Source organism: Ensifer sp. (genome assembly GCF_035999135.1).
Taxonomy (GTDB): domain Bacteria; phylum Pseudomonadota; class Alphaproteobacteria; order Rhizobiales; family Rhizobiaceae; genus Ensifer.
The window spans coordinates 16,958-40,597 of record NZ_DASYGZ010000204.1 but is presented as its reverse complement, the minus strand read 5'-3'; the positions used below and the strand labels follow the sequence as shown (position 1 = coordinate 40,597).

Here is a 23,640-nt window from a genome sequence, read left to right as displayed (position 1 = left end):
TAAATGGATTAGACTTGTCTCAAGCGGTGGGGAACGCGTACCCCACAAACGCAAAATGCCGCCCGGGAGAGCCGGGCGGCATCAATGATATCAGGCGTGCGAGACTACTTGGTCAGGCGGGTCGCCATGGCCGATGCCCGCTCGCCGATCGCCTTGAAGGCTGCGATCAGATCGGCGGCTTCTTCCGCCTGGAAGTAGTTCGCGTCGGTGGTGGCGCAGGCCTTGAGCAGCGACTTGCCGCGGTCGGGCGCCATGAAGGCGACGGTGTAGACCTGCACATTGTTCTTGCGCGCCGTATCGCACCACGAAAGCGTCGTCGTATCGTCGCTCGTGTTGTTGTTGTCGCCATCGGTCATGAAGACGATGTACTTCGTCGGAACCTGACCGTTCTTGTCCTTGTGGGCCGTATCTTCGGTTGCAGCGGTCACGCGGCCATAGGCTGTCTTGAACGCATTGCCAGACGCGGTGCCGCCAGTTGCGGCAAGCGCATTGACGTAGGTCGAGGTTCCCTTGGTGCCCCAATCGAGTGTCCCGGCCGTATCCTGCGCCGAGTTGTAGGAGATGGCGGCAGTGCGCACATAGACCGTGTTCGGATCGGCGGTGTTCAGCTGCTTGAGAAGATCGCTGACGGCGGTCTTCAGTGCGTCGATCTTCGTGACATAGCAGGGGCTGGTCGCCTTCAGGTTCGGATACTTGCTCCAGTTCGCTTCGGTGTAGTTCGGGCATGACGTCTTCTTGGCGTCCTGCGTATTGGTTTTCCAAGCCATCGAGCCGGAACGGTCGAGCACCAGATACATCGAGAGCGCGTTCTTGCTTTCGGTGGCGCTCTCGGCGGTGGCGAGGGTTTCGATATCAATCGATTTCTGGCCAAGCAGGCGCGTCATCGCGTTGAACTGGATCGTCTGTCTGTTGAGCACGGTAACCTTGAAGGTTTTCCCGGTTGGGCCGTTCTTGCCCTCGACGATATCAACGGTTGCCTTCACGGAAACCGGGTCGATCGCGTTGGGATCGGACTTGGCCGACGCGGTGCCCGCGCCAGCGTCGCCGCCCAGATTGTCGACCGACGTGGCACTGGCCTGCCCTTTGAGGAATGCAAGCGCAATCTCCTTGGCCTTCTCAGTCGTCGGCGGAGTTTTAGTGACCAGCGACGAAGCGGCCGCAAGGGCTGCGGCATCGGCTGCGTCCTGCATCTGAGTCTTGGTCGTCACCATGCCGGCGAGGTCAATGGCGACGCCGCCGGCCGCCAGGATCAACGGCGTTGCGAGCGCAGCCATAATGCCAAAATTGCCACCCCGGTCCTTGAGCATCGCTACAAGGGACCGGCCTACTGTGTATCGTCTTCCCATCTTTGCACACCCCAAAGGAACACGTTGCAAGCTTGAGGGCATCAATAGCGCCGATGGCTTACGATATCGTTTGGGTAATCGCTGCAATTTTAACGGAATTCAGGAAAAGCAGCGCGAACAGCAGGTTCGCCGGTCATGGTCCTGTGCGGAAGCGGGAATCGATCTGTGCCAAATCGGATCACGGTACCGGAATGACGTCGACGGACTGCTTGGTTTCCTGGCTGCCATAGCTTTTCAGGATGCCGATGACAGGTGCGACATCGCCGTAGTCGCGCCCGTGGCCGACGACGATATGGTCGGTTCCGGCCGGAATATTGTTGGTCGGGTCGAGTTCGATCCACCCACCGGTTGCGCCGCACCAGACGCGAACCCAGGCGTGCATGGCATCCGCACCCTCCAGCCGCTCCTTGCCGGGTGGCGGAATCGTCCTTAAGAATCCGCTAACATATCCGGCGGGAATTCCGAGGCTCCTCAGCGCCACGATCATCACATGGGCGAAGTCCTGGCAGACGCCACGCTTCAGTTTGAAGGCTTCCGCCGGCGTGGTGTTCACCGTCGTTGCTTCGCCGTCATAGGTAAAGTCGCGATGGATGCGTTCGCAAACCGCCACGGCGATCTGGCGGATCGTCATGGCGTCGTCGACGATGTCGCTCGCATAGGCCGCTATCTCGGCGACGTCGGGCAGGAGCGGGCTCGGGCCGGTGAAGTGGTGCGGCGCCTCCGCGGCGACGGACCAGCAGCTGGCAAGCTCTGCCGGCAGGCCGGCAAGATGCGGCGAAAAATCAGCGGTCAGGGCCTGCGTCTCCACCTGCACACGCGCCTGCATGCGGATCGTCAGGTCGGCATGCGAGGCGCGAAAGAGGATCGAGGTGAACGGGTTGGCGAAGAAGTCGGTGCTTTCGCTGCGTTCGGCCGGCATCGGCTGACAGCTGATCGATCCGACGACGAGACGCTGGCGGCCGGGCAGGTTGGCCGGCAGCACGCGCACGAGATGGCGACCGCCGGAGACCGGCACTTCGTAGTCGTAGGTGATCTTCAGGCTGACGTCGTAAAGCATTGGGTCGCCCTTACCCGAGATAGGTTCGCGCAAGCAGGTCGGAAAGGTTTTCCAGATCCCGCTCCAGCCGGTTGTAGACCTCGAGGTTCAACGCTTCGGGCGTCATCACCGCCAGGCTCGAATGCAGGCGCATGGCCTCGCGGTAGAAGGGGGACATCTGACCGTTGACCAGCGCGTTCGGCAGCAGTTCCACCTCGGTCTTGATCTCGTTGACCTGGTAGAGCACCGAGCGCGGATTGAGCGGGTCGAGCGCCAAAAGGTCCGTGACCGTCAGGGCGGCGGTGCTGACATTGTAGCGGCGGCGATGGGTCATGACGCTGTCGCCGATCTCAAGCAGCATGTCGTAGGCGCCATCAGGTGCGTCCGGTCCGGACATGTGCCCGAGCAGGCGGGTCATGTGCAGGCCGCGTTCGAGATAGCGGCCGATGGACAGGAAACGCCAGCCGGTGAAGCGGTACATGTTTTCGTGCACGAGACCGGCAAAGCCTGCGAGCTTTCGCAGGAGCACGGTCATCGCCCGCGTCGCATCGTCGCCGGCCTGGACCGTCGCGTGGAATTTGCGGGCCGTCTGTGACAGGTCGTTCAGTGCCAGCCAGCCGTCCGGCGAGAACCGGTCGCGAATGTTGCCGGCGCTGAAAAGGGCGCTGGAAATGTTGGCAAGCAGGCTGTCGGGCACCGGCTGGCGCGTGTCGATGTCAAGGGCTGCGAGATAGTCGCTGACGTCCTTGAGCAGCGGCAGGTCCGGATTGGCGGTTTCGGCGAAACGCCCGTGCCATGCGCGCAGGATGCGCAGCGCCCCCTCGGCACGTTCGATATAGCGGCCGAGCCAGAAGAGGTTGTCCGCCGCCCGGCTCGGCAGGCTGCCGGGCATGTTGCGGGTAAAGCTTTCCTCCGAAGGTAGCAGCGTGGTGCGCTCGACCGGCCGGTCGCTGACGATCCAGACGTCGGCGGCGGTGCCGCCGGCTTGCATGGCGATCGCCGCCACGTCGTCGCCCGAGCCGATCCGGGCAAAGCCGCCCGGCATGATCTGCCAGCCGTCGCGGGTGCGGGCGGCAAAGACACGAAGGCTCATGGGGCGCGGCGTCAACCGGCCGCGCACCCAGGCGGGCGTGGTCGAAAGGGTGACCAGTTCCTGGCCCACGAGCTTGCCGCCTTCGGCGTCGAGCCAGTCGGCAATCGAGGCCCTTGCCTCCTCGTCGAGTGCCGCGCCGAGCACGGACTGGCCGTTGTCGTCGAAAAAGGGGCGGGTCGCATAGGCCGGACCGATCACCATGCGCTCGATGTTGGCGGCGACCTGCTGCCGCTCCGCACTCTGGCCGCACCACCAGGTGGCGATCGAAGGCAACAGCTGTTCCTCGCCGAGCAGGTGGCGACAGATCGCCGGCAGGAACGCCAGGAAGGCGCGGGTCTCGACGATGCCGGTGCCAAGCGCGTTGACGATCGAGACGGAACCGGCGCGCAGCGCCTCGACGATGCCGGGCGTGCCGATATGGGAGGACTGGTTGAGTTCCAGCGGATCGGCGAAAGCGGCGTCGAGCCGCCGCCAGAGCACGCCCACGGGCTTGAGCCCGGCGACGGTGCGCACCATCACCCGGCCGCCGACGACGGTCAGATCTTCGCCTTCGAGCAGCATGAAGCCGAGGTAGCGGGCGATATAGGCATGCTCGAAATAGGTTTCGTTGGCGATGCCGGGAGACAGAACGGCGATGCGGTCGTCCGGGTGCAGCCTGCGGCTTTGCAGCGTGTCGCGAAACTCACCGAAAAAGCCTGCCAGCCGGTGGACGTGGGTCTCGGCATAAAGGTTGGAAAAGGCGCGGGTGGTCGCCACCCGGTTTTCCAGCGCGAAGCCGGCGCCCGACGGCGCTTCGGTGCGATCGGACAGGACCCACCAGTTGCCGTCGGGACCGCGGCCGATCTCGAAGGAGACGAAATGCAGGAAATGGCCATCGGCCGGCTTCACGCCGACGAGGGGCCGCAGGAATTCCGGATTGGAGGCGACGAGCGCCGGCGGCAGCAAGCCCTCGCGCACCAGCCGGTTCTCGCCATAGATGTCGGCGACCACCTTTTCCAGCAGGTCCGCGCGCTGCACCAGCCCCTGCGAGACGACGGCCCATTCCTTCTCGTCGATCAGGACCGGAATGTGGGACAGCGGCCAGCTGCGCTCGGAGTTGTCCTTGGCGCCATAGACCCTGTAAAAGACGCCGGCGTCGCGCAGATAGCGGTCGGCGCGCGCGAAGCGGTTGGCAAGCTCGGTCTCGTCGAGGCGTCCAAGCGTCGCAAGCAGCCGCTGCCAGACCGGGCGGACGTTGCCCTCCTGGTCAAGCATTTCGTCGGCGATATCAGGAAGGGCGCGGTAACCGAACACCGGGTCCTCATCGGTGGCCCGATGGTCCGCGGCCGCTGTCTGCTTCTTGGCCATTTACGCTCCTGGCGGACGCCTGAGATCAAGCGTCATCGGGAATTCCATCGTCGGGCTTTCCGGACGCAGCGGATAGCCGCCGGGCGTATGGCCCCAGGGCTCGAACCGCGCCAGCCGTCGCGCCTCCGCTTCGTTGCCGTTGACCGGAAACGTGTCGTAGTTGCGCCCGCCCGGATGAGCGACGTGGTAGATGCATCCGCCGATCGCCCGATTCGACCATGTATCATAGATATCGAATGTAAGGGGAGTGTCGACCGGCAGGACCGGGTGCAATCCCGAGGCCGGCTGCCAGGCCTTGTAGCGGACACCGGCAACAGTCGTTCCATTGGCGCCCGTGCGGGCAAGCGGCACGGGCCGGCCGTTGCAGGCAACCGCATAACGCTCGGGATTGGCGGTATCGAGCCTGACCTGAAGGCGTTCGACGGAGCTGTCGACATAGCGAACCGTGCCGCCGATCGCGCCCTGTTCACCCATGACGTGCCAGGGTTCCAGCGCTTGGCGGATTTCCAGTTTTGCGCCTTCGTACTCCACCTCGCCGCAGAAGGGGAAGCGGAACTCAAGTTGCGCCTCGAACCATTCCGGCTTCAGGTCAAAGCCGTGGGTGCGCAGATCGGCGAGCACATCGAGGAAGTCCTGCCACACATGGTGCGGCAGCATGAAGCGATCGTGCAGCGTGGTGCCCCAGCGCACGAAGCGGCCGTCGACCGGGTGTTTCCAGAAGCGGGCGATCAGCGCGCGCACCAGCAGCTGCTGGGCGAGCGACATGCGGGCGTTCGGCGGCATCTCGAAGCCGCGGAACTCGACCAGGCCGAGCCGGCCGGTCGGTCCATCCGGCGAAAACAGCTTGTCGATGCAGATTTCCGCCCGGTGGGTGTTGCCGGTGACGTCGACGAGCAGGTTGCGGAACAGCCGATCCACGAGCCAGGGCAGGGGCGGCGGCGTCGCCGAGCCGGGCATCGGCACCTGGGCGAGCGCAATCTCGAGCTCGTAGAGCTGATCGTGCCGGGCCTCGTCGATGCGCGGCGCCTGCGAGGTCGGGCCGATGAACAGGCCCGAAAACAGATAGGAGAGCGAGGGATGCCTTTGCCAGTGCAGCACCATGCTCTTCAGGAGATCCGGACGGCGCAGGAACGGGCTGTCATTGGGATTGGCGCCGCCGACGACCACATGGTTGCCGCCGCCGGTGCCGGTGTGACGCCCGTCGATCATGAACTTGTCGGCCCCAAGCCGGCTCTCGCGCGCTTCCTCGTAGATCGCCGTGGTGATGTCGACGCAGTCGCGCCAGCTGGCTGCCGGATGGATGTTGACCTCGATGACGCCCGGATCCGGCGCGACGCGAATGACGTTGATGCGCTCGTCCTGCGGCGGGGCGTAGCCCTCGATATGCACCGGCAGGCCGATCGCTGCCGCGGCCCGTTCCGTCGAGGCGATGAGGTCGAGATACTCCTCGATGCTCGCCGTCGGCGGCATGAAGACGCAGAGCCGCCCATCGCGGGGCTCGACGCTGATCGCGGTGCGCACAAGGCCGGCGATCTCGTCGCGCGGTGCAGGCTGCGGTGTTTCCGGAACCGCTGCGGCCTGGAAGCGAGCCTGTTGCGGCCGGCTGGTTTCCTCGGAGAAATCCGGCAGGTCGTCGCGCGGCACGGTCGGATCGACCGGGTTGACATAGGGGTACCAGGACGGAGCGATGTAGGGCAGGGCTCCGAGCGGCAGGCGGTAGCCGACGGGGCTGTCGCCGGGGACCAGGAAGAGCTTGCCGCGGCGGGTGCTCCACTTCTCACTCATCCATTGGCGACCCGTGGCGCGCGCATTCCACGCCTGCACCGGCAGCACGTATCCGGTCGGCGTCGTCAGGCCCCGCTCGAAGACGCGCGCCATGCGGCTGCGTTCTTCGGGATCCTTGAGCTTGGAATTGGCCGGATCGACGTTATCGGGCAGGTTCGCTTCCTTGAGCAGCCACTCTGCCGGATCCTCGAAGGCGGGCGCCACCATGTCGGCGGCGACATCGAGCTCGCCGGCGATCGCCTTCAGCAGCCGTTCGGCGTCTTTTTCGGTGACGTCGTGGCGGCCGGCCTCCTCGGCGATGAGGTCCGGGCGGCGCCAGATCGGCACGCCGTCCTTGCGCCAGTAGAGCGAGAACGTCCAGCGCGGCAGGCTTTCGCCTGGATACCACTTGCCCTGGCCGTAATGCAGGAAGCCGCCGGGAGCAAAACGCTCGCGCAGGCGCCGGATCAGATCGTCTGCCTTCTCGCGCTTGGTCGGACCGACGGCTTCGGTGTTCCATTCCTCCGCCTCGAAATCGTCGATCGAGACGAAGGTCGGCTCGCCGCCCATCGTCAGGCGGATGTCGTTGTCCTCGAGCACGCGGTCGATCTCGCCGCCGAGCGCGTCGAGCGCCTCCCAGCTCTCGTCGGAGAACGGCTTGGTGATGCGCGGATGCTCAGCGACGCGCGTGATCTTCATGTCGAAGGCGAAGTCGGTGCGGGTGTCGGGATCGCCGGAGAAGCCACCGGAAATGGGGGCTGCGTTGCGATAATGCGGCGTTGCTGCGAGCGGTATGTGGCTCTCGCCGGTCAGGAGGCCCGAAGTGGGGTCGAGACCGACCCAGCCGGCACCGGGCAGGTAGACCTCGGCCCAGGCGTGCAGGTCGGTGAAGTCGTGATCGGTACCCGAGGGACCGTCGAGGGCTTTCAGATCCGGTGTCAGCTGGATGAGGTAACCGGAGACGAAGCGGGCGGCGAAGCCGAGATTGCGCAGGATCTGCACCAGCAGCCAGCTGGAATCGCGGCACGAGCCCTTGGCCGATGTCAGCGTATCCTCAGGCGTCTGGACGCCCGGCTCCATGCGGATGACATAGCCGATTTCCTGCTGCAGGCGGGCGTTCAATGCCACGACCATATCGACCGTGCGCTGACGGGAGCGGTCGACCGTCGCAATGAAAGCCGAGAGTGCCGGCCCCATCGGCTCAGGCGTCATGTAGATCTTCAGGTCGTCGCTGAGATCTTCGGGATAGGAAAACGGCCAGTGCTCGGCTTCCTCTTCGACGAAGAAATCGAACGGATTGTAGATCGTCATGTCGGCAACGAGATCGACCTCGATCTTCAGTTCACTGACAGGGTCTGGAAAGACGAAGCGGGCGAGATAGTTGCCGTAGGGATCCTGCTGCAGGTTGACGAAGTGATTGCCGGGCGAAACCTTCAGCGAGTTGCTGATGACCTTGGTCTTGGAATGGGCGGCTGGCTTCAGCCGGATGATTTGCGGCGACAGCCTGACGGGACGGTCATAGAGGTAATGGGTCAGGTGATAGATACTGGCCTTGATCGACATGCCGGATTCGGTCCCCTTCTTGGAAGGTCTTGCGCCTCCATCTCCGGGAAGTTTGTGCAATGCAAATTGAGAATGCAAGCGCGAAAGCGCGCGAGGAAAATCAAGGTGCTGCAAGGCTTTCGCACGCCTCCTCGAGCGTGCGAAAGCAACGGGTGCGAGCAACGGTCAGACGATCGGCGGATTGATCCGCGCGAAACCCTCCTGGCGATAGTAGGGGAAGTAGGGATAGGCAGGCGTCGTCCTGCTCGCCTCGTCGAGGCGCGCAACCTGCTCCGGCGACAGCGACCAGCCGACGGCGCCGAGGTTCTGGCGCAGCTGCTCCTCGTTGCGGGCGCCGATGATGACGCTCGAAATCGTCGGGCGCTGCAGCAGCCAGTTGATGGCGATCTGCGGGATTGTCCGACCGGTTTCTTCCGCCAGTTGATCGAGCACGTCGACGACATCGTAGAGTTTTTCGTCGTCGACCGGTGGACCGAAGACGGCGGTGTCGTGCAGCCGGCTGCCTTCCGGCCAGGGCTTTCCGCGGCGGATCTTGCCGGTGAGGCGGCCCCAGCCGAGCGGGCTCCAGACCAGTGCGCCGACACCCTGGTCGGCGCCGAGCGGCATCAGTTCCCATTCGTAGTCGCGACCGACAAGCGAGTAGTAGACCTGGTGGGCGACATGGCGCACAAGGCCGTGTCTTTCCGAGGCCGCCAGCGACTTCATCAATTGCCAGCCAGCGAAGTTGGAGGCGCCGACGTAACGCAGCTTGCCGGCGGCAACGAGGCCGTCGAGCGTCGACAGAACCTCTTCGACCGGTGTGCCGGCATCAAACGCGTGCAGCTGCAAGAGGTCGATGTAATCGGTGCCGAGCCGCCTGAGAGCGTCATCGACCCCTTTCACCAGACGTGCGCGCGAGGTGCCGGCGTCGTTCGGGCCGTCGCCCGTCGGCAAGCCGATCTTGGTCGAGATCAGGACCTGATCGCGCCGCCCCCTGATCGCCGCGCCAAGCACGCTCTCCGACGCGCCATCCGAATAGACATCGGCCGTGTCGAAGAGGTTGACGCCGGCCTCCAGCGAAATGTCGATCAGCCGGCGTGCTTCCGTCTCGCCGCTGTTGCCCCAGGCGCTGAAGAGCGGTCCCTTGCCGCCGAAGGTTCCTGCGCCGAAACTCAGGGCCGATACCTTCAGTCCGGATGATCCAAGCCGTCTGTATTCCATTTTCCAACTCCTCGCAGGCTTTCCGTGTTGCAGGCGGCGGATGTCGCCCGCCCATGACGAGAAGGTGGTCACGATTTCATTTGCGATGTAGACCAGATGAAGGAACATCATTTGTGAGTTGAAGTCACATGTCGCGATTGCCGATAAACCGTTCGGGCGAAATGGCGGTGTTTGCCAGGGTGGTGGAACTTGGCGGCTTTTCCGCTGCGGCGCGGCTTTGCTGCATGACGCCGTCGGCAGTCAGCAAGCTCGTCCTCAGACTGGAGGAGCGGCTCGGTGTCCGGCTGGTCAATCGCTCGACACGGCGGCTGCAGCTGACGGCCGAGGGCTGTGCCTTCTACGAACGCGCCGTGCGCATCCTGGCCGACATCGATGAGGCGGAGCGCCTGGCCGGAGCGGGTGAAACGCCCGAGGGCCGGGTGCGGCTGAACGTCAGCGCGTCCTACGCAACCCATGCGCTGATGCCGGTCCTTTCGGAATTCCTGTCGGCGTTCCCGGCCGTTTCGATCGATATCCTGCAGACCGATACCGTGGTCGATCTGATGGTGGAACGTGCCGACGTCGCCGTACGTGCCGGCCCGCTCAAGACCTCAAGCCTGATCGGCAGAAAGCTCGGCACCACGTCGATGACCATCGTCGGTGCACCGTCCTATGTCGCACGCCACGGCGAGGCCAGGACGATTGCGGATCTCGAGGTGATGAACCGGCTGAGCCACAGCTACACGCGCGCCGTCGCCGGCTGGCCGCTGCTGGCGGACGGGCAGGAGGTCGCACTGCCGCCCAGCGAACACGTGCGGGTCAGCGATGGCGAAGGCTTGCGCCAGCTTGCGCTTGCAGGCGTCGGTCTCGCCCGCTTGCCGACTTTCACCGTGAAGGAGGATATGCGCGCCGGCCGGCTTCTGCCGGTTGCCGAGCACCTGAACCCCGGCGACAGCGAGGCATTTCATGCGGTGTTTAGCGGTCAGGGCGGGGCCTTGCCGGCGCGCGTGCGGGTGGTGCTCGATTTTCTTGCTACGCGCGCGCGGATTTCGCCGACGTGAGGTGGGCAAGGGATGCGGACGCCTGCTGGACGCAGACGCGGTTCCGGCCTTCGGATTTGGCGCGGTAGAGTTCGGTGTCGGCACGCGCGATCAGGCGTGTCCAGCCGCCGTTGGCGCTCCGGCCCTCTGCCACGCCGAAGCTCGCTGTCACGGTCAGGGCGCGGCCCTCCGAGACGACGATCGGCTCACGCGCCAGATTGAACCTGATCCTCTCAGCAAGGGCCAGCGCGGACTCGATGTTGTCGCCGGGGGTGATCACCGCGAATTCTTCGCCGCCGAAGCGTGCCACGAGATCCGAGTTGCGCACGGAATTGCGGATGATGCGCGCCGTTTCCTTCAGCACGATGTCGCCGACCAGATGGCCGTGCGTGTCGTTGATCTGCTTGAAATGGTCGATGTCCATCAGGATCAGGCAGACTTGCTGATCGCCGCCGTTCTTGTGCTCGGCGCTGCCGATGAGCTCCAGGGCGCGGCGGTTGAGCAGGCCGGTCAGTTCGTCCGTTTCGGCCTGGCGCTCGAGGTGCTGCATCAAAAGGGTACGCTCGTCGAGGCGCTGGCGCAGCACGTCGATCGCATCGAACAGGCGGCCCATCTCACCCTCGCCGCCCTTGCCCTGAAGGCGGGAGATCGGGCGATCGTTGGCGAGTTCGATGATGCTGTGACGCGCCAGAAGCAACGGTTCAAAGACCAGGGAGCGGGCGCGGCGCATCAGGACGAGCAGCACGAGGAACAGCGCAAAGGTGGCAAGAGTGGCGACGGCGAGCTTGATCGAGGCCCGCGTCTTATTGGCGGAGAGCCGTTCGACGGTCGCATCCATGAAGGAGCGGCGCAGGTCCTCGAGCGGCTTCATCTTCGGGACGAAGCGGTCGGTCAGCTGTTCGGCCGTCATGGGATAGGCGCCGGAATTTCTGCCGACGGCGATGATGCCGTCGATCATCGCCAGGCCCTCGCCGAAGAACTCGCGGTCGATCTTCGCCAGATCGCCGATGTCTGCCGGGCTGAGACCCGGAAGCGCACCGGGCTTGCCGACGATCGACCAGACTTCCTGAAGCCGTCCGCGCGTGCGCTCACTGTCGGCAAGGTTCTGCGCCTCGAGCGGCTTGCCGACCGCGACCGGGGCCATGATCTGCGAGCCGAGGCGGCCGCCGTCCTCGCGCAGGTTGGCGAGCATCTGCGCGGCAAGCGCGATGCCGGCAAGATTAGGGTCGGTGTTGGTGAGGCGCTGAATGTTCCAGTCGATCGCAGGGCGAAGCGCGTCGATCACGCCGAACATCGCCTCTATGGCCGCCTGGATTTCGGCAAGGTTGCGTTCCTCGGGGGGAAGGGCGGCGATGCGATCGACCTCGACGCGCGCAAGCGCCAGCCGGCGCTGAACCTCGACCAGGATCGGCGAAAGCGCATCAGCGGGCTCTGCCCGGCTGGCATTGTCGATGTCGGCGACGAGCTGCGCCAGGGATGCGTCGCTGCGTGCACGAAATTCGGCAAGGCGGGCTTTGACCGGCGAGCCGGGCGCCACACCAATGCCAAGCATGCCATTGGACGGCCCGCGCTCGGCCGACAGATAGTTTGCCGCGTCAAGCACACGGCAGAAGGCCATCACCTCGGTCAGATTGCGGCGGGCGATGACGAAGTCGCTATAGGACGCGGCAATGATCTCCGTCGCAAGGACGCCCGTGCAGGCAACGACGATCGCGATCAGCCACTGGAGCTTTCGACGCAGCACCTTGGCCGTGCGCGCTTCCGCAACGTCCGCACGAGGGGACGCATAGCTGCCGCCTGTGTTGCTCATTGATGCGAAGTTGCTCCACTCATGTCGTCACCATCGCATGCAAGGCGCGACAAATTCTTGTACACGACAAGAAACCCATCCGAAATCAGTGTGCTTGCCGCCCCACTTATCGTATAAGATGTTAAATAATCTTGAAATACCCTTAAATACTAGGGGCGATACCGCAACCGAGGGATGCGTCAGACGCAGGGCAGGCCCCTCCGTTTGCCCGCATTGACGCCAAATTCTGATCTCACTCAAACAACAGAAGCGGCCCGCCTTCTTGCGGAAGGCGAGCCTGATCTTTGCATTGCCCCGGTTTTACTTCAGAAACTGTTGCGCAAGAAGACGTCGCCCAACAGTCGAGACGCGGTGAAGCCGGGGAGAGATACCGGAGGCGACCCGTTCGTCCCGGGAATTACCGTCTTGGACCGACCAGTGCGAACAACGCGCCTTGCGGGTCGAGCGCCTGGACGATCCAGGCGCCCCCGGGGACCTCCATCGGCTCCAGCACGATCTTGCCGCCGCCGGCCTTGATGCGCTCGATCGAGGCATCGAGCGCTGCGACATTGATGTAGTAGAGCCAGTAGGGCGAGGGGACTTCCTTCGGCTTGGTCATCATCCCGCCGATTGGCGCGCCGCCTTGGGCAAAGATCTGGTAAATACCCATCTCGCCCATGTCCATCGCCTGATCCTTGGTCCAACCGAAGAGCTCGGCATAGAAAGGAAAGGCCGTATCGAGATCGCCAGCGGCCAGTTCGTGCCAACCGACAAGGCCCGGTGTCATCGGATCTGTGACCGGAGGCGGATCGCCGATCCCCTTGAAGATAGAGAATACGGCGCCGTGCGGATCGGTGACGACCGCGAAGCGGCCGATGCCCGGGATGTCGTCCGGCGCGCGGTGAACCTTGCCGCCCTTGGCTGCGATCTTGTCCGCCGTCGCATCGACGTCATCGACGCCGACATAGCCGAGCCAGGCGGGAGGCACCTTCATCTCGAGCGCGCCGTCGGGCATCGTCATCAGGCCCGCCACCGGAATCTCGCCGACATGAAACAGCGTATAGCTGATCCCGGGCATGCCGGCATCGCGCGCATCCCAGCCGACGACGTCCCTGTAGAACGTTTCGGCCGCGGCCATGTCGGTCGTCATCAGTTCATACCAGACAAATTTGCCGTGATCTGCCATTGTCTTCCTCCAGTGTGCGGGGGTTCGTAGCGGCGTGCCTTGTGCCTTGCCCTCAGTGTGCCTTGCTCTCAGTCGCGGCGCTGGTACTGCGCCGTCATCATGTGTTTCCAGCGTCCGTCGGACGTCTGCACCTCGGCCTTCAGCCGGCGACGGGAATGGTCCATGAGCGTGATGACGTCCCGATAACGCGCCGTGCGGCCCGGATTCTCGAAGTCCGGTCCGTCGCAATAAAGCGCCAGCGACGTTCCGTCCGCATCGAGTTCTCCGTCATAAAGCCACATGTGGGGCATCATTGAGCCGACCCAGGTGCCGACGTAGCGGCCGGTTTCCGGCCTGAAGCCGAGTGTCATCAGCGTCTGGCCGAAGCTGCCGTCCGGCATGGTCCCCTGGCCCTCGCAGACAACCCACATGCCCTGAAGCGAACGCACGTGCTCCGTCCAGTCTCCGCTGCCATCGGGTTTGCCGTCTGGGCCAGAGGTTTGAACCTGCCAATCGCCCAGGATCTGCTCGAGCCAGCGATGCGCTTCTTCCGGTTCTGCCGTCACGGGGGCCTCTTTCCGGCGGGCACGGACCATCGACCCGGCGCGCGAGTTTCATGAGAACGCGTCTGCAGGCGAAAGGTTCCGCCCGCGACGGACCCGTTAGCCGGCGTTGCGCTTCTGGTCGTATTCGTCGTGGCGGCGCACGAAATCCATCGTCCCGCCCTCATTGCGGCCCTTGGGCGCCCGGTCGAGCAGCATCAGCGTTCCGGCCAGTTCTTCCAGCCCGCGGGCGTAGCTGGAATAGGTGTGGTAGACCGCCCCGTCGTCGCCCTTCTGAAAGGCGCTGAGACCGGGCAATTCCTCGTGGGCATTGGCGCTTTCGATCTCTGTGAAATTGTAGGAGACCGCGCCGCTCGCAAGTTCCTCCGGCGAGAAGGCCACATGGAAATCGCGGTTGAAGCCGTTGCCCTCGGCCGAAACCCAGGGGAAATGCCACTCCATGCGCCTTTTGTAGGCTTCGATCTTGGCAAGCGATGCGTTCGAAGCGGCGACCAGCGTCACGTCGTGATGGTTGAGATGCGGCAGCATCCCGTCGAAATGGTCGACGAGGAACGAGCAGCCGGGGCAACCGGCGTCCCAGCCGGGGCCAAACATGAAGTGATAGACGACGAGCTGGCTGCGCCCGTCAAAAAGCTCGGAAAGCTGTTTCTTGCCGGCTGGCGTGTCGAAGACATAGGTCTTCTCCATCTTCACCCAGGGCAATGCCAGGCGGGCGGCGTTGACCCTGTCGCGCAGGTGCGTGTGCTCCTTTTCCAGCGCCAGCAGCGCCTTGCGCGCGCTGGACCACTCCTCAGGCGATACGACTGCGTGTTCCTGTCTCATGCCTGCTCCTCCTAAACACCGCACTTGACTAATTACGTTGATATCAACATTAATCGGGCATGTCAAAAATGCCGCTCGTTTCGTTCGACACGACCCTGCATGTGAAGGACACCTGCCTCTGCCTGCACGTGCAGCGTGCCGCACGCGCCATCGCCCGCCGGTTCGACGAGGCGCTGCGTCCCCTCGATATCACCAACGGACAGTTCTCCCTCCTGATGTCGCTCAACCGTCCGGCGCCTCCGAACATGGGTTCGGTGGCGCAGCTGCTTGCCATGGACCGGACGACCTTGACGGCGGCATTGAAGCCGCTGGAGCGGCGCGGCCTGGTCGAAAGCGTCCCGGATGCCGACGACCGGCGGTCGCGGCGATTGCGGCTGACACCGGAGGGGCAGACGCTGTTGGCGCGTGCCGTGCCGATCTGGCGCAACTTGCATGAGGCGCTCGATCCGGTGCTCGGCGATGGCGGCCCGGGCCGCCTGCGTGTGGATCTCCTAAGGTTGGCTTGACCGGCGGTCGTTCAGTCCCCCGGCGCAGGGCGCTCGTTGAGCACCTCGATCACCTCGGCGATCAGGGCAGAGGCCTGCCGCAGCCGTCTTTCGCCGAGCGCGCCGCCAAGGCGGTCCGCCCAGGTCGCTTGCCGCTCCTTGATTTCGTGCAGCGCGGTCTCGCCGGCCGTCGTCAGAACCATGAGCTTGGCCCTCTGGTGCGTCGGGTTGTCTCTGTAGTCGATCAGCCCGTCGGTCTCCAAGAGGTCGGCTATGCGCTGCACCCCCTGGCGCGCAAGGCCGAGCGCGCGCGCAGCATCGGCAACCGACATCGGGGCGTAGTTTGCCGCAGCCAGCACCTGCCATCGGGCACTCGTCTGTCCGGAAGGCTTGGCGAGTGCGTCCCCGGCCTGCGTCAGCGGGCCGCCAAGTCGTAGCACCGATATGGCGAACTCCGCAAAGGCGTCTCCTGCGGGCGTACGATCAGGGTCTTTCATGTTGACTGCACCGCCGTTGTGTGGATGTTATTGTGACATCATGTTGTCATGATGCGGTCATTTCAGCAAGCCATTTCAGCAAGGGAGAAGAGAGCATGGCGAGAAGGACTTACAGGGGTGGTTGCCATTGTGGCAAGCTGCGATACGAAGCGACTTTCGATCTCGACGCCGGTACGACGCGATGCAATTGCTCGTTCTGTGCCAGGGCCCGCTACTGGGGTGCACAGGTCCAGCCGGAGGATTTTCGTCTCCTGTCGCCGGAAGATCAGGTTGGGCTGTATCAGTTCGGTGCCAAGGTCGGCAATCATCGCTTCTGCCCGGCCTGCGGCATCGTCTCCTATAGCCATGGTTATGTCGAGGAACTCGGCGGCGCCTATTACAGCATCAATATCGCCACGCTGGACGATGTCGATCCCTCCGTTCTCGCCAACGTGCCGGTGCAGTATCTGGATGGTCGCAACGACCGATGGGACGAAACGCCCGCGGAGTGCCGCCATCTCTGACAGATCGCGGAAATCAAATAATTTGACAACATATTGTCAATATGGCAAATGCACTGCATGAACTTCACCCGGCTGCGTATCGCGCGCCGGGTGGGTGGCAACAGGGGCCAGCCTGGCCCGGCACGCAGGAGCGACGGCTATGAAAATGACGTACAAGGGAAGCTGCCATTGCGGAACCATCCGCTACGAGGCCGATATCGATCTCGATGCCGGCACCGGAAAATGCAATTGCTCGATCTGCTGGAAGCGGCGCTATTGGGGGGCGGTCGTCAAGCCCGACGATTTTCGCCTGCAGTGCGACGAGGCCGGCATCGCCGATTACCAGTTCAACAGCAACAGCGTGCATCACCGCTTCTGCAGGACATGCGGGGTTGCCGCCTTCGGTCATGGCTACATCGAGGAAATCGGCGGCGCCTATTATTCGGTCAACGTCGCCTGCCTCGACGATCTCGATCCGGCGGTGCTCGCCGAAGCGCCGGTGCAGTACATGGACGGGCGCAACAACAACTGGTTCCACGCGCCGGCCGAAACGCGCCACCTCTGACACGCGCGGTCGAGCAGTCCGTCACATCTTGCGGAATTCGAGGTGGTAGATGACCTCCTCGCCGGTCGCCGGGTCTATGCCCGGCGCGCCATAGATTACCAGCCGGTCACCTTCCACGGAAAAGGGCCGGATCAGGTCGGACACGCCCCAGGCAGGGTTCCAGCTCGCATCGACGTGATGGATGATCCGGCCGTCTTCGAGCGTGTAGGAGCCGGAATAGGCAAGCATGGAATCGAACAGCGCCGCCTTCTCGTCGTGCGACGGCACGAGCCCCTTCAACTGTGGGCGGTCGCGCTTGACCACCACAGCGCTCATGCGGCCATCCGCGAAGTAGGAGAGATAGCCGATGGGCCTCGGCCCCATGGCGTCGCTCACCTGGCCGGTGGCGACGACCTCCCGTGTCCAGGACAGCATCTTCCACGTGCCGAGCAGTTCGGACTCGTTGGTCATGATCCACCTGTCTGATTTTAGGTTTGACTAAAATAGCAGACGGGTGGGCTCCGGCAAAGCGATACGCAGTTTGCGGGCAGAAACGAGCAACAAAAAAGGCCCCCGACTTGCGGCAGCCCCTTCTTGTTGTTTGTTGTCTGCGCGAAACTTAAAGCTCGCCGAGGTCGCGTACCGCGCCACGGTCGGCCGACGTTGCGAAGGCGGCATAGGCCTTGAGCGCCGTCGTCACCTTGCGCTTGCGGATCTCGGTCGGCTTCCAGCCCTGGGCATCTTGCTCGGCGCGGCGACGGCCAAGTTCCGCCTCGTCGACGCGCAGGCTGATGGTGCGGTTCGGAATGTCGATGTCGATCATGTCGCCTTCGCGCACCAGCCCGATCGTGCCGCCATTGGCCGCTTCCGGAGAAACGTGGCCGATCGACAGGCCCGAGGTGCCGCCGGAGAAGCGGCCGTCGGTGATCAGCGCGCAGGCCTTGCCGAGGCCCTTCGACTTCAGATAGCTCGTCGGATAGAGCATCTCCTGCATGCCAGGGCCGCCCTTCGGGCCTTCATAGCGGATGACCACGACGTCACCGGCCTTGATCTCGTTGGCAAGGATCGCCTTGACCGACGCATCCTGGCTTTCAAAGACGCGGGCCGGGCCGGAGAATTTCAGGATGCTCTCGTCGACGCCGGCCGTCTTCACGATGCAGCCGTCGATGGCGATGTTGCCCTTGAGGACCGCGAGGCCGCCGTCCTTGGAGAAGGGATGTTCGACCGAGCGGATGACGCCCTTTTCACGGTCGGTGTCGAGCTCGTCCCAGCGCGCTTCCTGGCTGAAGGCGACCTGCGTCGGGATGCCGCCCGGTGCTGCACGGAAGAAATTGCGGACCGTTTCGCTCGACGTGCGGGTGATGTCCCAGCGGTCGATGGCGTCGCCGATCGTGGCGCTGTGCACCGTCGGGCAATCGCGGTTGATGAGGCCGCCCTTTTCGAGTTCGCCAAGGATCGACATGATGCCGCCGGCACGGTGCACGTCTTCCATGTGCACGTCGCTCTTGGCGGGCGCCACCTTCGACAGGCAGGGAACCTTGCGCGACAGCCGGTCGATGTCGGCCATGGTGAAATCGACCTCGCCCTCGTGGGCGGCGGCGAGAATGTGCAGAACGGTGTTGGTCGAGCCGCCCATGGCGATGTCGAGCGCCATGGCGTTCTCGAACGCCTTCTTGGAGGCGACGTTGCGCGGCAGGACGCCGTTGTCGTCCTGCTCGTAGTGGCGGCGGGTGATGTCGACGATCAGGTGGCCGGCTTCGACGAACAGGCGCTTGCGGTCGGCATGCGTCGCCAGCGTCGAACCGTTGCCCGGCAGCGACAGGCCCAGCGCTTCGGTCAGACAGTTCATCGAATTGGCGGTGAACATGCCGGAGCAGGAGCCGCAGGTCGGGCAGGCGGAACGCTCGATGACCTTGACGTCCTCGTCGGAAATGTTGTCGTCGGCAGCGGCGACCATGGCATCGACGAGGTCGAGCGCATGGGTCTTGCCGTGCAGCACGACCTTGCCGGCTTCCATCGGCCCACCCGAGACGAAGACGGCGGGAATGTTGAGGCGGAGTGCGGCCATCAGCATGCCGGGGGTGATCTTGTCGCAGTTGGAGATGCAGACCATGGCGTCGGCGCAATGGGCGTTCACCATGTATTCGACCGAGTCGGCGATGATCTCGCGCGAGGGCAGCGAATAGAGCATGCCGTCATGGCCCATGGCGATGCCGTCATCGACCGCGATCGTGTTGAATTCCTTGGCGACGCCGCCGGCGGCCTCGATTTCGCGGGCAACCAGCTGGCCAAGGTCCTTGAGGTGCACGTGGCCGGGCACGAACTGGGTGAAGGAGTTCACCACCGCAATAATCGGCTTGCCGAAATCGCCGTCCTTCATGCCCGTAGCGCGCCAGAGGCCGCGGGCGCCGGCCATGTTGCGGCCGTGGGTGGTGGTGCGTGAGCGATAGGCGGGCATGGGCATGTTCCTTCACGGACGGGGGGCATTGCACTGGAAAACGACGATCTCGATCGCCACAGAAGCGGCTACCTAGCGCAAAATTGCGTGCGCGTCATCTTTTGCGTCAGATTATTTCGACGCCGCGCGGCCGCGTTTTACGGGGTTTCCGTCTCCCTGACGCCAATCTAGAGCATCCTGCCTTCAAGTGGAATCACTTGCGGGCGGAAAGATGCTCTAGCCTCAAAGTGCCGGAGCGTCCTTTGTGTGTTCGGGTGAACGCACGGCGCTCTGGCGATGGGCCGGCGCCTTGCACAGCGCCAATCCGGCAGCTTTACGGAAATCTTATGCCGGGCACCGAAAGTCGGAATCGAATCCGGACGCAGGGCGGCGCTAGCCTCTCAGCCATCGAATACGCCATCGACTGCGGACGAGTGCCATGCCCCTTCACGATTTCAGCTTTCCCGTTCACGCCCTCGGCGGCCTGTCCAGTCAGGCAGCGCATGAACGGCCGGAAGGTGACGAACGCCCTCATGATGCCTTGGATGCCTTGCTCTTGCGGCTGACGGCCGTTCGCCGCCTGCGCGAGCACCACGTCTGGGAGGCCGTGCGGATCGTTCGGGAACTGCCGGGTCTTGCCGAGGATGACTGGCCGTCGCGTCGGTTCAGCGACCTGATGGCGGCCGACGCGCTGGTCGAAGCGGTCATACACCTGACATCCACCACGCAGGCGAAACTCTGCCTGCGCACGCTTGGCCATGAGTTCGGGCTCTGGACCTGCGCGCTGCGCTACCAACCGCACGCTCGAGGTCGGATCACCTTCAAGGCGCGGCACGCCGATCTGGCGGCTGCGATCCTCGGCGCCTTCCTGCGCTCCTGCCGCGGCCATCAACTGGCCGCCGGCGCTGCCGTCCGCGGCAATCTTCCCACCTGAAGGACACGTGTCATGAACATGCATTCGTTGCGCCTCGAAGGGGCGATCACGGCGCTCGTCACCCCGTTTCGCGATGGCAAGGTCGATACTGTCGGCCTGATGTCGCTGGTGGAATGGCAGATCCGCCATGGCATCTCGGGTGTCGTTGCCTGTGGCACCACCGGCGAGGCGCCGACGCTTAACCGCGCCGAGCGGACGATGGTGATCGAGCGTTGCGTCGAAGTGGCCGAGGGCAAGATCCCGGTCATCGCCGGCACCGGCTCAAACAGCACCGAGACGACGATCGACCTGACGGCGGAAGCCAAGGCACTCGGGGCTGATGCGGCACTCGTCGTTGCACCCTATTACAACAAGCCTTCGCAGGAGGGGCTCTTTCGCCACTTCGAGGCGGTCAGCAAAGCCGTCGACCTGCCGATCATCGTCTACAACGTGCCCTCGGGTACCGGCGTCGACCTGGCGCCGCGGACCCTCGAGCGGCTGGCGGAGCTACCGGGCATCGTCTGCATCAAGGATGCAACCGGTGACATCGGCCGTTTCCTCTCTTCTCCGGCGGCCGTGAAGACCCGGACCCGCCAGCTCTCGGGTCACGACCAGACCGCACTGCCGTTCAATCTGTGCGGCGGCCACGGCACCATTTCGGTGGTGTCCAATGTGGTGCCACGGCTGACCGTGGCGATGCATCAGGCGATCACCACCGGCAACGTCGCGGCCGCCATTGCCATCCATGAACGGCTTCGGCCGCTCCTAGTCGCGCTTGAACGCGAGACCAATCCGGGCCCGATCAAATACGCGCTGCATCTGGTGCGCGCGCTCAGCCCGGAAATGCGCCTGCCGCTGACGCCGGTTGCGCCCGAAACCGCCGCCGAGATCCGCGCGGCGCTCGAGCCGCTGACCGAGATCCGGGGTGAGACCCTGATCGGCGGTGGCGTGCGCATCGCGCTCGCAAGCTGAACCTTCTGCTTTTGTCCTCGGCCGCCCTGTCCCGATGCCCTTGTTTTCAGGCTTCGGATGGGCGCGGCGATCCCCTCACCACCAAAGGAGACAGATCAATGTCACGCCTTCCTCATCTCGCAGCCCAGGCCGAACTCTGCCGGCGCGCAAGAACGGCAAAACATGTGGAGAATGACCGGGGCAGCGATACTGCCGTTCGCGATGCCTTTCTCGGCATCGGCATCAGGCTCGGTATCGTGCTTGCGCTTGCTTACGGCATTCAGGCCGCCATTCCGTGGATCGCCGGCTAAGCGCTTCTGATCATCAACAGGAACCATAACATCATGGGCAGTACGCAACAGATACGCCGCGGCTTTCGCGCGCGCGCACGTTTCGTCGTCGGTCGCGACCGGCATGGCTGGTGGGTCGTTTCCGACCGAAAGGGCGTGGTCGGCGGCCTCTTTTCCAACGAAAGCGCGGCCATCCACTTCGCCGTGGAGGCGAGCGACCGTCATCCGGAAGAGGTGTGCCGCGCTCCGGAAGGTGCTGCGATCGATCTCGACACGTTTTCACGTCGAGCAAGGGTCGCAGGACGGCGCACGACCCATTCATGATTGAAAGGGCATCAGCCGCGGCAAATCGCGGCTGATGCTGTATCCGGGGGGCGCGTCGACCGGTGCCGACACTTTGCCTCTGGCAACTAGCCGAGCGACGCGATCGCCTCGTCGATCAATGCGACAATCTCCTTGGCATGCGACGCGAGCGAGGCATGGCTGGCGTCGAGCGTGATGATCTTCTTCGCCTTGATGCGTTCGGCCATCCACTCTTCGGTTTCCGGCGGGATCATGTGATCCTGGCTCGAGACCTGGTACCAGCTCGGCTTCGTCTTCCAGGCCGGCGGGCCGGCCTTGTCCTCGAAGCAACGCCCGGCGATCGGTTTCTGTGCCACGGCCATCACCAGGGCGTCGGTTTCGCTGAGGTCCTGCCCGAAGCTCTGGCGGAAGGTCGCCTGGTCGAGCCAGAGGAATCCATCCTTGTCCGGGCGGATGCTGGCGGCACCGGAGGGCGCGTCGCGTCTTGCAAAGATGCTGCCGAGGCTGTCACCTTCATCCGGCGCGAAGGCTGCGACATAGACGAGGCCAACGACATTTGCGGCGTGACCGGCGCCGCTGATGACGGCGCCACCATAGGAGTGGCCGACGAGCAGGGTCGGGCCGTCAAGCGATTCGGCCAGCTTGCGGGTGCGCTCGACGTCGTCGGCAAGCGATGTCAGCGGGTTCTGCACTGCGGCAATCCTATAACCCTTGGCATGCAGCGGCGGGATGACATGACGCCAATGGGAGGCGTCGCCCCAGGCGCCGTGGACGAGCACGATGTTCTTGACGGCAGGCATGGTCCGTTCCTTTCTCTTTCCGGGAGATATGGCCGGACGGCATCGGTGACATCAGCGATACCGCCCGCTGGTCTGCGTGCATGACTTCGACCTCCGATTGCCCGCCATGAAACAGGCAAGTCGGCGCCATGGCGAATGGCATCTGCCTTCTTCACTGCCCAGCGAATGCGGTCGGGTCGACAATGCAAACTAGCGCCTGGATGTCGCTCTTCCATGACGCGGGGAGATTAAACTTTGTACAGGGAATGCCGGTCGTTGCGGCCGGCTGAAACGGCGGGGATCGCGGCCAAACGAAAAAGGCCTCTCGATTTCTCGAAAGGCCTTTTGAATTCGAATGGTGGGCGTGACAAGGATCGAACTTGTGACCCCTACGATGTCAACGTAGTGCTCTCCCGCTGAGCTACACGCCCATCCGATGAGCGGCATAGACCACAAAAGCCGTTGCCGCGTCAATAGGGTTTTCGAAGGTTTTTTGACAGAATTTTCAGAGCGGCAAATTTCGCCATTGGAGCCGAGCCGATGCGACACCGGCAAGGCCCGGATTTCCGGGGTTTCTGCTAAGATATTGAAACGAAAAGACCGCCGGAGATCCCTGTGGATCGCAGCGGTCCTTTTCAAAGTCGCATTCAGTACAGTCGCGGCAGGTCGCGCCTGTGGAAAACCGGTGTGGTTAGGCCGCGGCCAGCATCTTGTTGACCTCGTCGACGAGGTCGCGAAGGTGGAAGGGCTTCGACAGCACCTTGGCATCCTTCGGGGCCTTGCTGTCCGGGTTCAGTGCCACGGCGGCAAAGCCGGTGATGAACATGACCTTGAGGTCCGGGTCGAGTTCGGTCGCCCGGCGGGCGAGCTCGATGCCGTCCATTTCCGGCATGACGATGTCGGTCAGGAGAAGCGAGAACGGTTCTTCTCGAAGCCGGTCATAGGCGCTGGCGCCATTGTCATAGGACATGACCTTGTAGCCGGCCTTCTCCAGTGCCTTGACCAGGAACCGGCGCATGTCGTTGTCGTCTTCGGCAAGAAGGATTTTCGCAGTCATGAATTCGGCCGTGCTTCTCTTTAATTCAGTTCATTGCGCGTAGATTGCGGCGTTTTATCCAAACCGCAACGCGGTAAATATCTCGTGAACGCGGGACGTCAATTCCCCGGGATGCTGTGATGGGCCACTATGGACACAGAGCGGGCCAACTGGCAACATGATGACAATTGCAAGTACGGCATATGGTAAAAAAGG

At 63.8% G+C, this 23,640-nt stretch carries 22 protein-coding genes and 1 tRNA gene; 8 read left to right on the top strand and 15 right to left on the bottom strand.

Annotated elements, in window-relative coordinates:
- Positions 1–104: 104 nt before the first annotated feature.
- From VGO12_RS27015 to VGO12_RS26995, 5 genes are all read right to left on the bottom strand, one after another.
- Positions 105–1,346 (bottom strand): TadE/TadG family type IV pilus assembly protein, encoded by a 1,242-nt coding sequence (locus VGO12_RS27015; RefSeq protein WP_327515799.1) that lies wholly within the window; start codon positions 1,344–1,346, stop codon positions 105–107.
- A gap of 178 nt (positions 1,347–1,524) precedes the next feature.
- On the bottom strand, positions 1,525–2,403 hold the full coding sequence (locus tag VGO12_RS27010; protein WP_327515798.1) for a transglutaminase family protein: 879 nt from the start codon (positions 2,401–2,403) through the stop codon (positions 1,525–1,527).
- Positions 2,404–2,413: 10 nt separating this feature from the next.
- Positions 2,414–4,822 carry a circularly permuted type 2 ATP-grasp protein gene (locus tag VGO12_RS27005; RefSeq protein ID WP_327515797.1) on the bottom strand — a complete coding sequence of 803 codons (2,409 nt, stop codon included), beginning with the start codon at positions 4,820–4,822 and terminating at the stop codon, positions 2,414–2,416.
- On the bottom strand, positions 4,823–8,149 hold the full coding sequence (locus VGO12_RS27000; protein ID WP_327515796.1) for a transglutaminase family protein: 3,327 nt from the start codon (positions 8,147–8,149) through the stop codon (positions 4,823–4,825).
- A 165-nt stretch (positions 8,150–8,314) separates the two neighbouring features.
- Positions 8,315–9,349, bottom strand: a complete 1,035-nt coding sequence (locus VGO12_RS26995; protein WP_327515795.1) for an aldo/keto reductase — start codon at positions 9,347–9,349, stop codon at positions 8,315–8,317.
- A gap of 128 nt (positions 9,350–9,477) precedes the next feature.
- Between VGO12_RS26995 and VGO12_RS26990 the strand changes: the two genes are divergently transcribed.
- Positions 9,478–10,389 carry a LysR family transcriptional regulator gene (locus VGO12_RS26990; RefSeq protein WP_327515794.1) on the top strand — a complete coding sequence of 304 codons (912 nt, stop codon included), beginning with the start codon at positions 9,478–9,480 and terminating at the stop codon, positions 10,387–10,389.
- On the opposite strand, the gene VGO12_RS26985 is transcribed toward VGO12_RS26990, so the two are convergent.
- The 4 genes from VGO12_RS26985 to VGO12_RS26970 all read right to left on the bottom strand — a co-directional run bounded on the left by VGO12_RS26985 (position 10,361) and on the right by VGO12_RS26970 (position 14,707).
- Positions 10,361–12,178: a GGDEF domain-containing protein gene (locus tag VGO12_RS26985; protein WP_327515793.1), complete on the bottom strand. Its 1,818-nt coding sequence runs from the start codon at positions 12,176–12,178 to the stop codon at positions 10,361–10,363. The genes VGO12_RS26990 and VGO12_RS26985 overlap by 29 nt on opposite strands.
- 397 nt (positions 12,179–12,575) lie before the next feature.
- On the bottom strand, positions 12,576–13,343 hold the full coding sequence (locus VGO12_RS26980) for a VOC family protein (RefSeq protein WP_327515792.1): 768 nt from the start codon (positions 13,341–13,343) through the stop codon (positions 12,576–12,578).
- Between the two features lie 68 nt (positions 13,344–13,411).
- Positions 13,412–13,888, bottom strand: coding sequence for a DUF1579 domain-containing protein (locus tag VGO12_RS26975; protein ID WP_327515791.1), 477 nt, complete (start codon positions 13,886–13,888; stop codon positions 13,412–13,414).
- 96 nt (positions 13,889–13,984) lie between these two features.
- Complete coding sequence (locus tag VGO12_RS26970) at positions 13,985–14,707, bottom strand: thioredoxin family protein (RefSeq protein ID WP_327515790.1); 723 nt, start codon at positions 14,705–14,707, stop codon at positions 13,985–13,987.
- A 59-nt stretch (positions 14,708–14,766) separates the two neighbouring features.
- On the opposite strand from VGO12_RS26970, the gene VGO12_RS26965 reads away from it, so the two are divergent.
- Positions 14,767–15,213, top strand: a complete 447-nt coding sequence (locus VGO12_RS26965; protein WP_327515789.1) for a MarR family winged helix-turn-helix transcriptional regulator — start codon at positions 14,767–14,769, stop codon at positions 15,211–15,213.
- A gap of 11 nt (positions 15,214–15,224) precedes the next feature.
- Here the strand turns inward: VGO12_RS26965 and VGO12_RS26960 are convergent, their stop codons facing one another.
- On the bottom strand, positions 15,225–15,689 hold the full coding sequence (locus VGO12_RS26960; RefSeq protein WP_327515788.1) for a MarR family winged helix-turn-helix transcriptional regulator: 465 nt from the start codon (positions 15,687–15,689) through the stop codon (positions 15,225–15,227).
- A gap of 95 nt (positions 15,690–15,784) precedes the next feature.
- On the opposite strand from VGO12_RS26960, the gene VGO12_RS26955 reads away from it, so the two are divergent.
- Positions 15,785–16,192 carry a GFA family protein gene (locus VGO12_RS26955; RefSeq protein ID WP_327515787.1) on the top strand — a complete coding sequence of 136 codons (408 nt, stop codon included), beginning with the start codon at positions 15,785–15,787 and terminating at the stop codon, positions 16,190–16,192.
- A 139-nt stretch (positions 16,193–16,331) separates the two neighbouring features.
- Complete coding sequence (locus tag VGO12_RS26950) at positions 16,332–16,736, top strand: GFA family protein (RefSeq protein ID WP_327515786.1); 405 nt, start codon at positions 16,332–16,334, stop codon at positions 16,734–16,736.
- A 21-nt stretch (positions 16,737–16,757) separates the two neighbouring features.
- Here VGO12_RS26950 and VGO12_RS26945 read toward each other — a convergent pair whose 3' ends face one another.
- Positions 16,758–17,186 carry a lipocalin-like domain-containing protein gene (locus VGO12_RS26945; RefSeq protein WP_327515785.1) on the bottom strand — a complete coding sequence of 143 codons (429 nt, stop codon included), beginning with the start codon at positions 17,184–17,186 and terminating at the stop codon, positions 16,758–16,760.
- A 148-nt stretch (positions 17,187–17,334) separates the two neighbouring features.
- The gene (ilvD, locus tag VGO12_RS26940) at positions 17,335–19,173 is read right to left on the bottom strand and encodes a dihydroxy-acid dehydratase (protein ID WP_327515784.1); all 1,839 of its coding nucleotides are present in this window, start codon (positions 19,171–19,173) and stop codon (positions 17,335–17,337) included.
- 418 nt (positions 19,174–19,591) lie between these two features.
- Here ilvD and VGO12_RS26935 point away from each other — a divergent pair, with 418 nt between their 5' ends.
- The 4 genes from VGO12_RS26935 (at position 19,592) to VGO12_RS26920 (ending at position 21,630) form a co-directional block, all read left to right on the top strand.
- On the top strand, positions 19,592–20,086 hold the full coding sequence (locus VGO12_RS26935; RefSeq protein WP_327515783.1) for a hypothetical protein: 495 nt from the start codon (positions 19,592–19,594) through the stop codon (positions 20,084–20,086).
- A gap of 12 nt (positions 20,087–20,098) precedes the next feature.
- On the top strand, positions 20,099–21,037 hold the full coding sequence (gene dapA / locus VGO12_RS26930; RefSeq protein ID WP_327515782.1) for a 4-hydroxy-tetrahydrodipicolinate synthase: 939 nt from the start codon (positions 20,099–20,101) through the stop codon (positions 21,035–21,037).
- 98 nt (positions 21,038–21,135) lie between these two features.
- Positions 21,136–21,327: a hypothetical protein gene (locus VGO12_RS26925; RefSeq protein WP_327515781.1), complete on the top strand. Its 192-nt coding sequence runs from the start codon at positions 21,136–21,138 to the stop codon at positions 21,325–21,327.
- 33 nt (positions 21,328–21,360) lie between these two features.
- Positions 21,361–21,630: a hypothetical protein gene (locus VGO12_RS26920; RefSeq protein WP_327515780.1), complete on the top strand. Its 270-nt coding sequence runs from the start codon at positions 21,361–21,363 to the stop codon at positions 21,628–21,630.
- An 86-nt stretch (positions 21,631–21,716) separates the two neighbouring features.
- Here VGO12_RS26920 and VGO12_RS26915 read toward each other — a convergent pair whose 3' ends face one another.
- The 3 genes from VGO12_RS26915 to cpdR1 all read right to left on the bottom strand — a co-directional run bounded on the left by VGO12_RS26915 (position 21,717) and on the right by cpdR1 (position 23,445).
- The gene (locus VGO12_RS26915; protein WP_327515779.1) at positions 21,717–22,409 is read right to left on the bottom strand and encodes an alpha/beta hydrolase; all 693 of its coding nucleotides are present in this window, start codon (positions 22,407–22,409) and stop codon (positions 21,717–21,719) included.
- A gap of 335 nt (positions 22,410–22,744) precedes the next feature.
- Positions 22,745–22,819, bottom strand: a tRNA-Val gene (locus tag VGO12_RS26910).
- Positions 22,820–23,079: 260 nt separating this feature from the next.
- The gene (cpdR1, locus tag VGO12_RS26905; RefSeq protein ID WP_034786813.1) at positions 23,080–23,445 is read right to left on the bottom strand and encodes a response regulator CpdR1; all 366 of its coding nucleotides are present in this window, start codon (positions 23,443–23,445) and stop codon (positions 23,080–23,082) included.
- Positions 23,446–23,640: the final 195 nt, after the last annotated feature.

Bases quoted from the DNA above. Each gene is read 5' to 3' on its own strand.
- VGO12_RS27015 (WP_327515799.1), bottom strand. From the start codon at position 1,346: ATGGGAAGACGATACACAGTAGGCCGGTCCCTTGTAGCGATGCTCAAG.
- VGO12_RS27010 (WP_327515798.1), bottom strand. From the start codon at position 2,403: ATGCTTTACGACGTCAGCCTGAAGATCACCTACGACTACGAAGTGCCG.
- VGO12_RS27005 (WP_327515797.1), bottom strand. From the start codon at position 4,822: ATGGCCAAGAAGCAGACAGCGGCCGCGGACCATCGGGCCACCGATGAG.
- VGO12_RS27000 (WP_327515796.1), bottom strand. From the start codon at position 8,149: ATGTCGATCAAGGCCAGTATCTATCACCTGACCCATTACCTCTATGAC.
- VGO12_RS26995 (WP_327515795.1), bottom strand. From the start codon at position 9,349: ATGGAATACAGACGGCTTGGATCATCCGGACTGAAGGTATCGGCCCTG.
- VGO12_RS26990 (WP_327515794.1), top strand. From the start codon at position 9,478: ATGTCGCGATTGCCGATAAACCGTTCGGGCGAAATGGCGGTGTTTGCC.
- VGO12_RS26985 (WP_327515793.1), bottom strand. From the start codon at position 12,178: ATGAGCAACACAGGCGGCAGCTATGCGTCCCCTCGTGCGGACGTTGCG.
- VGO12_RS26980 (WP_327515792.1), bottom strand. From the start codon at position 13,343: ATGGCAGATCACGGCAAATTTGTCTGGTATGAACTGATGACGACCGAC.
- VGO12_RS26970 (WP_327515790.1), bottom strand. From the start codon at position 14,707: ATGAGACAGGAACACGCAGTCGTATCGCCTGAGGAGTGGTCCAGCGCG.
- VGO12_RS26965 (WP_327515789.1), top strand. From the start codon at position 14,767: ATGTCAAAAATGCCGCTCGTTTCGTTCGACACGACCCTGCATGTGAAG.
- VGO12_RS26960 (WP_327515788.1), bottom strand. From the start codon at position 15,689: ATGAAAGACCCTGATCGTACGCCCGCAGGAGACGCCTTTGCGGAGTTC.
- VGO12_RS26955 (WP_327515787.1), top strand. From the start codon at position 15,785: ATGGCGAGAAGGACTTACAGGGGTGGTTGCCATTGTGGCAAGCTGCGA.
- VGO12_RS26950 (WP_327515786.1), top strand. From the start codon at position 16,332: ATGAAAATGACGTACAAGGGAAGCTGCCATTGCGGAACCATCCGCTAC.
- VGO12_RS26945 (WP_327515785.1), bottom strand. From the start codon at position 17,186: ATGACCAACGAGTCCGAACTGCTCGGCACGTGGAAGATGCTGTCCTGG.
- ilvD (WP_327515784.1), bottom strand. From the start codon at position 19,173: ATGCCCGCCTATCGCTCACGCACCACCACCCACGGCCGCAACATGGCC.
- VGO12_RS26935 (WP_327515783.1), top strand. From the start codon at position 19,592: ATGCCCCTTCACGATTTCAGCTTTCCCGTTCACGCCCTCGGCGGCCTG.
- dapA (WP_327515782.1), top strand. From the start codon at position 20,099: ATGAACATGCATTCGTTGCGCCTCGAAGGGGCGATCACGGCGCTCGTC.
- VGO12_RS26925 (WP_327515781.1), top strand. From the start codon at position 21,136: ATGTCACGCCTTCCTCATCTCGCAGCCCAGGCCGAACTCTGCCGGCGC.
- VGO12_RS26920 (WP_327515780.1), top strand. From the start codon at position 21,361: ATGGGCAGTACGCAACAGATACGCCGCGGCTTTCGCGCGCGCGCACGT.
- VGO12_RS26915 (WP_327515779.1), bottom strand. From the start codon at position 22,409: ATGCCTGCCGTCAAGAACATCGTGCTCGTCCACGGCGCCTGGGGCGAC.
- cpdR1 (WP_034786813.1), bottom strand. From the start codon at position 23,445: ATGACTGCGAAAATCCTTCTTGCCGAAGACGACAACGACATGCGCCGG.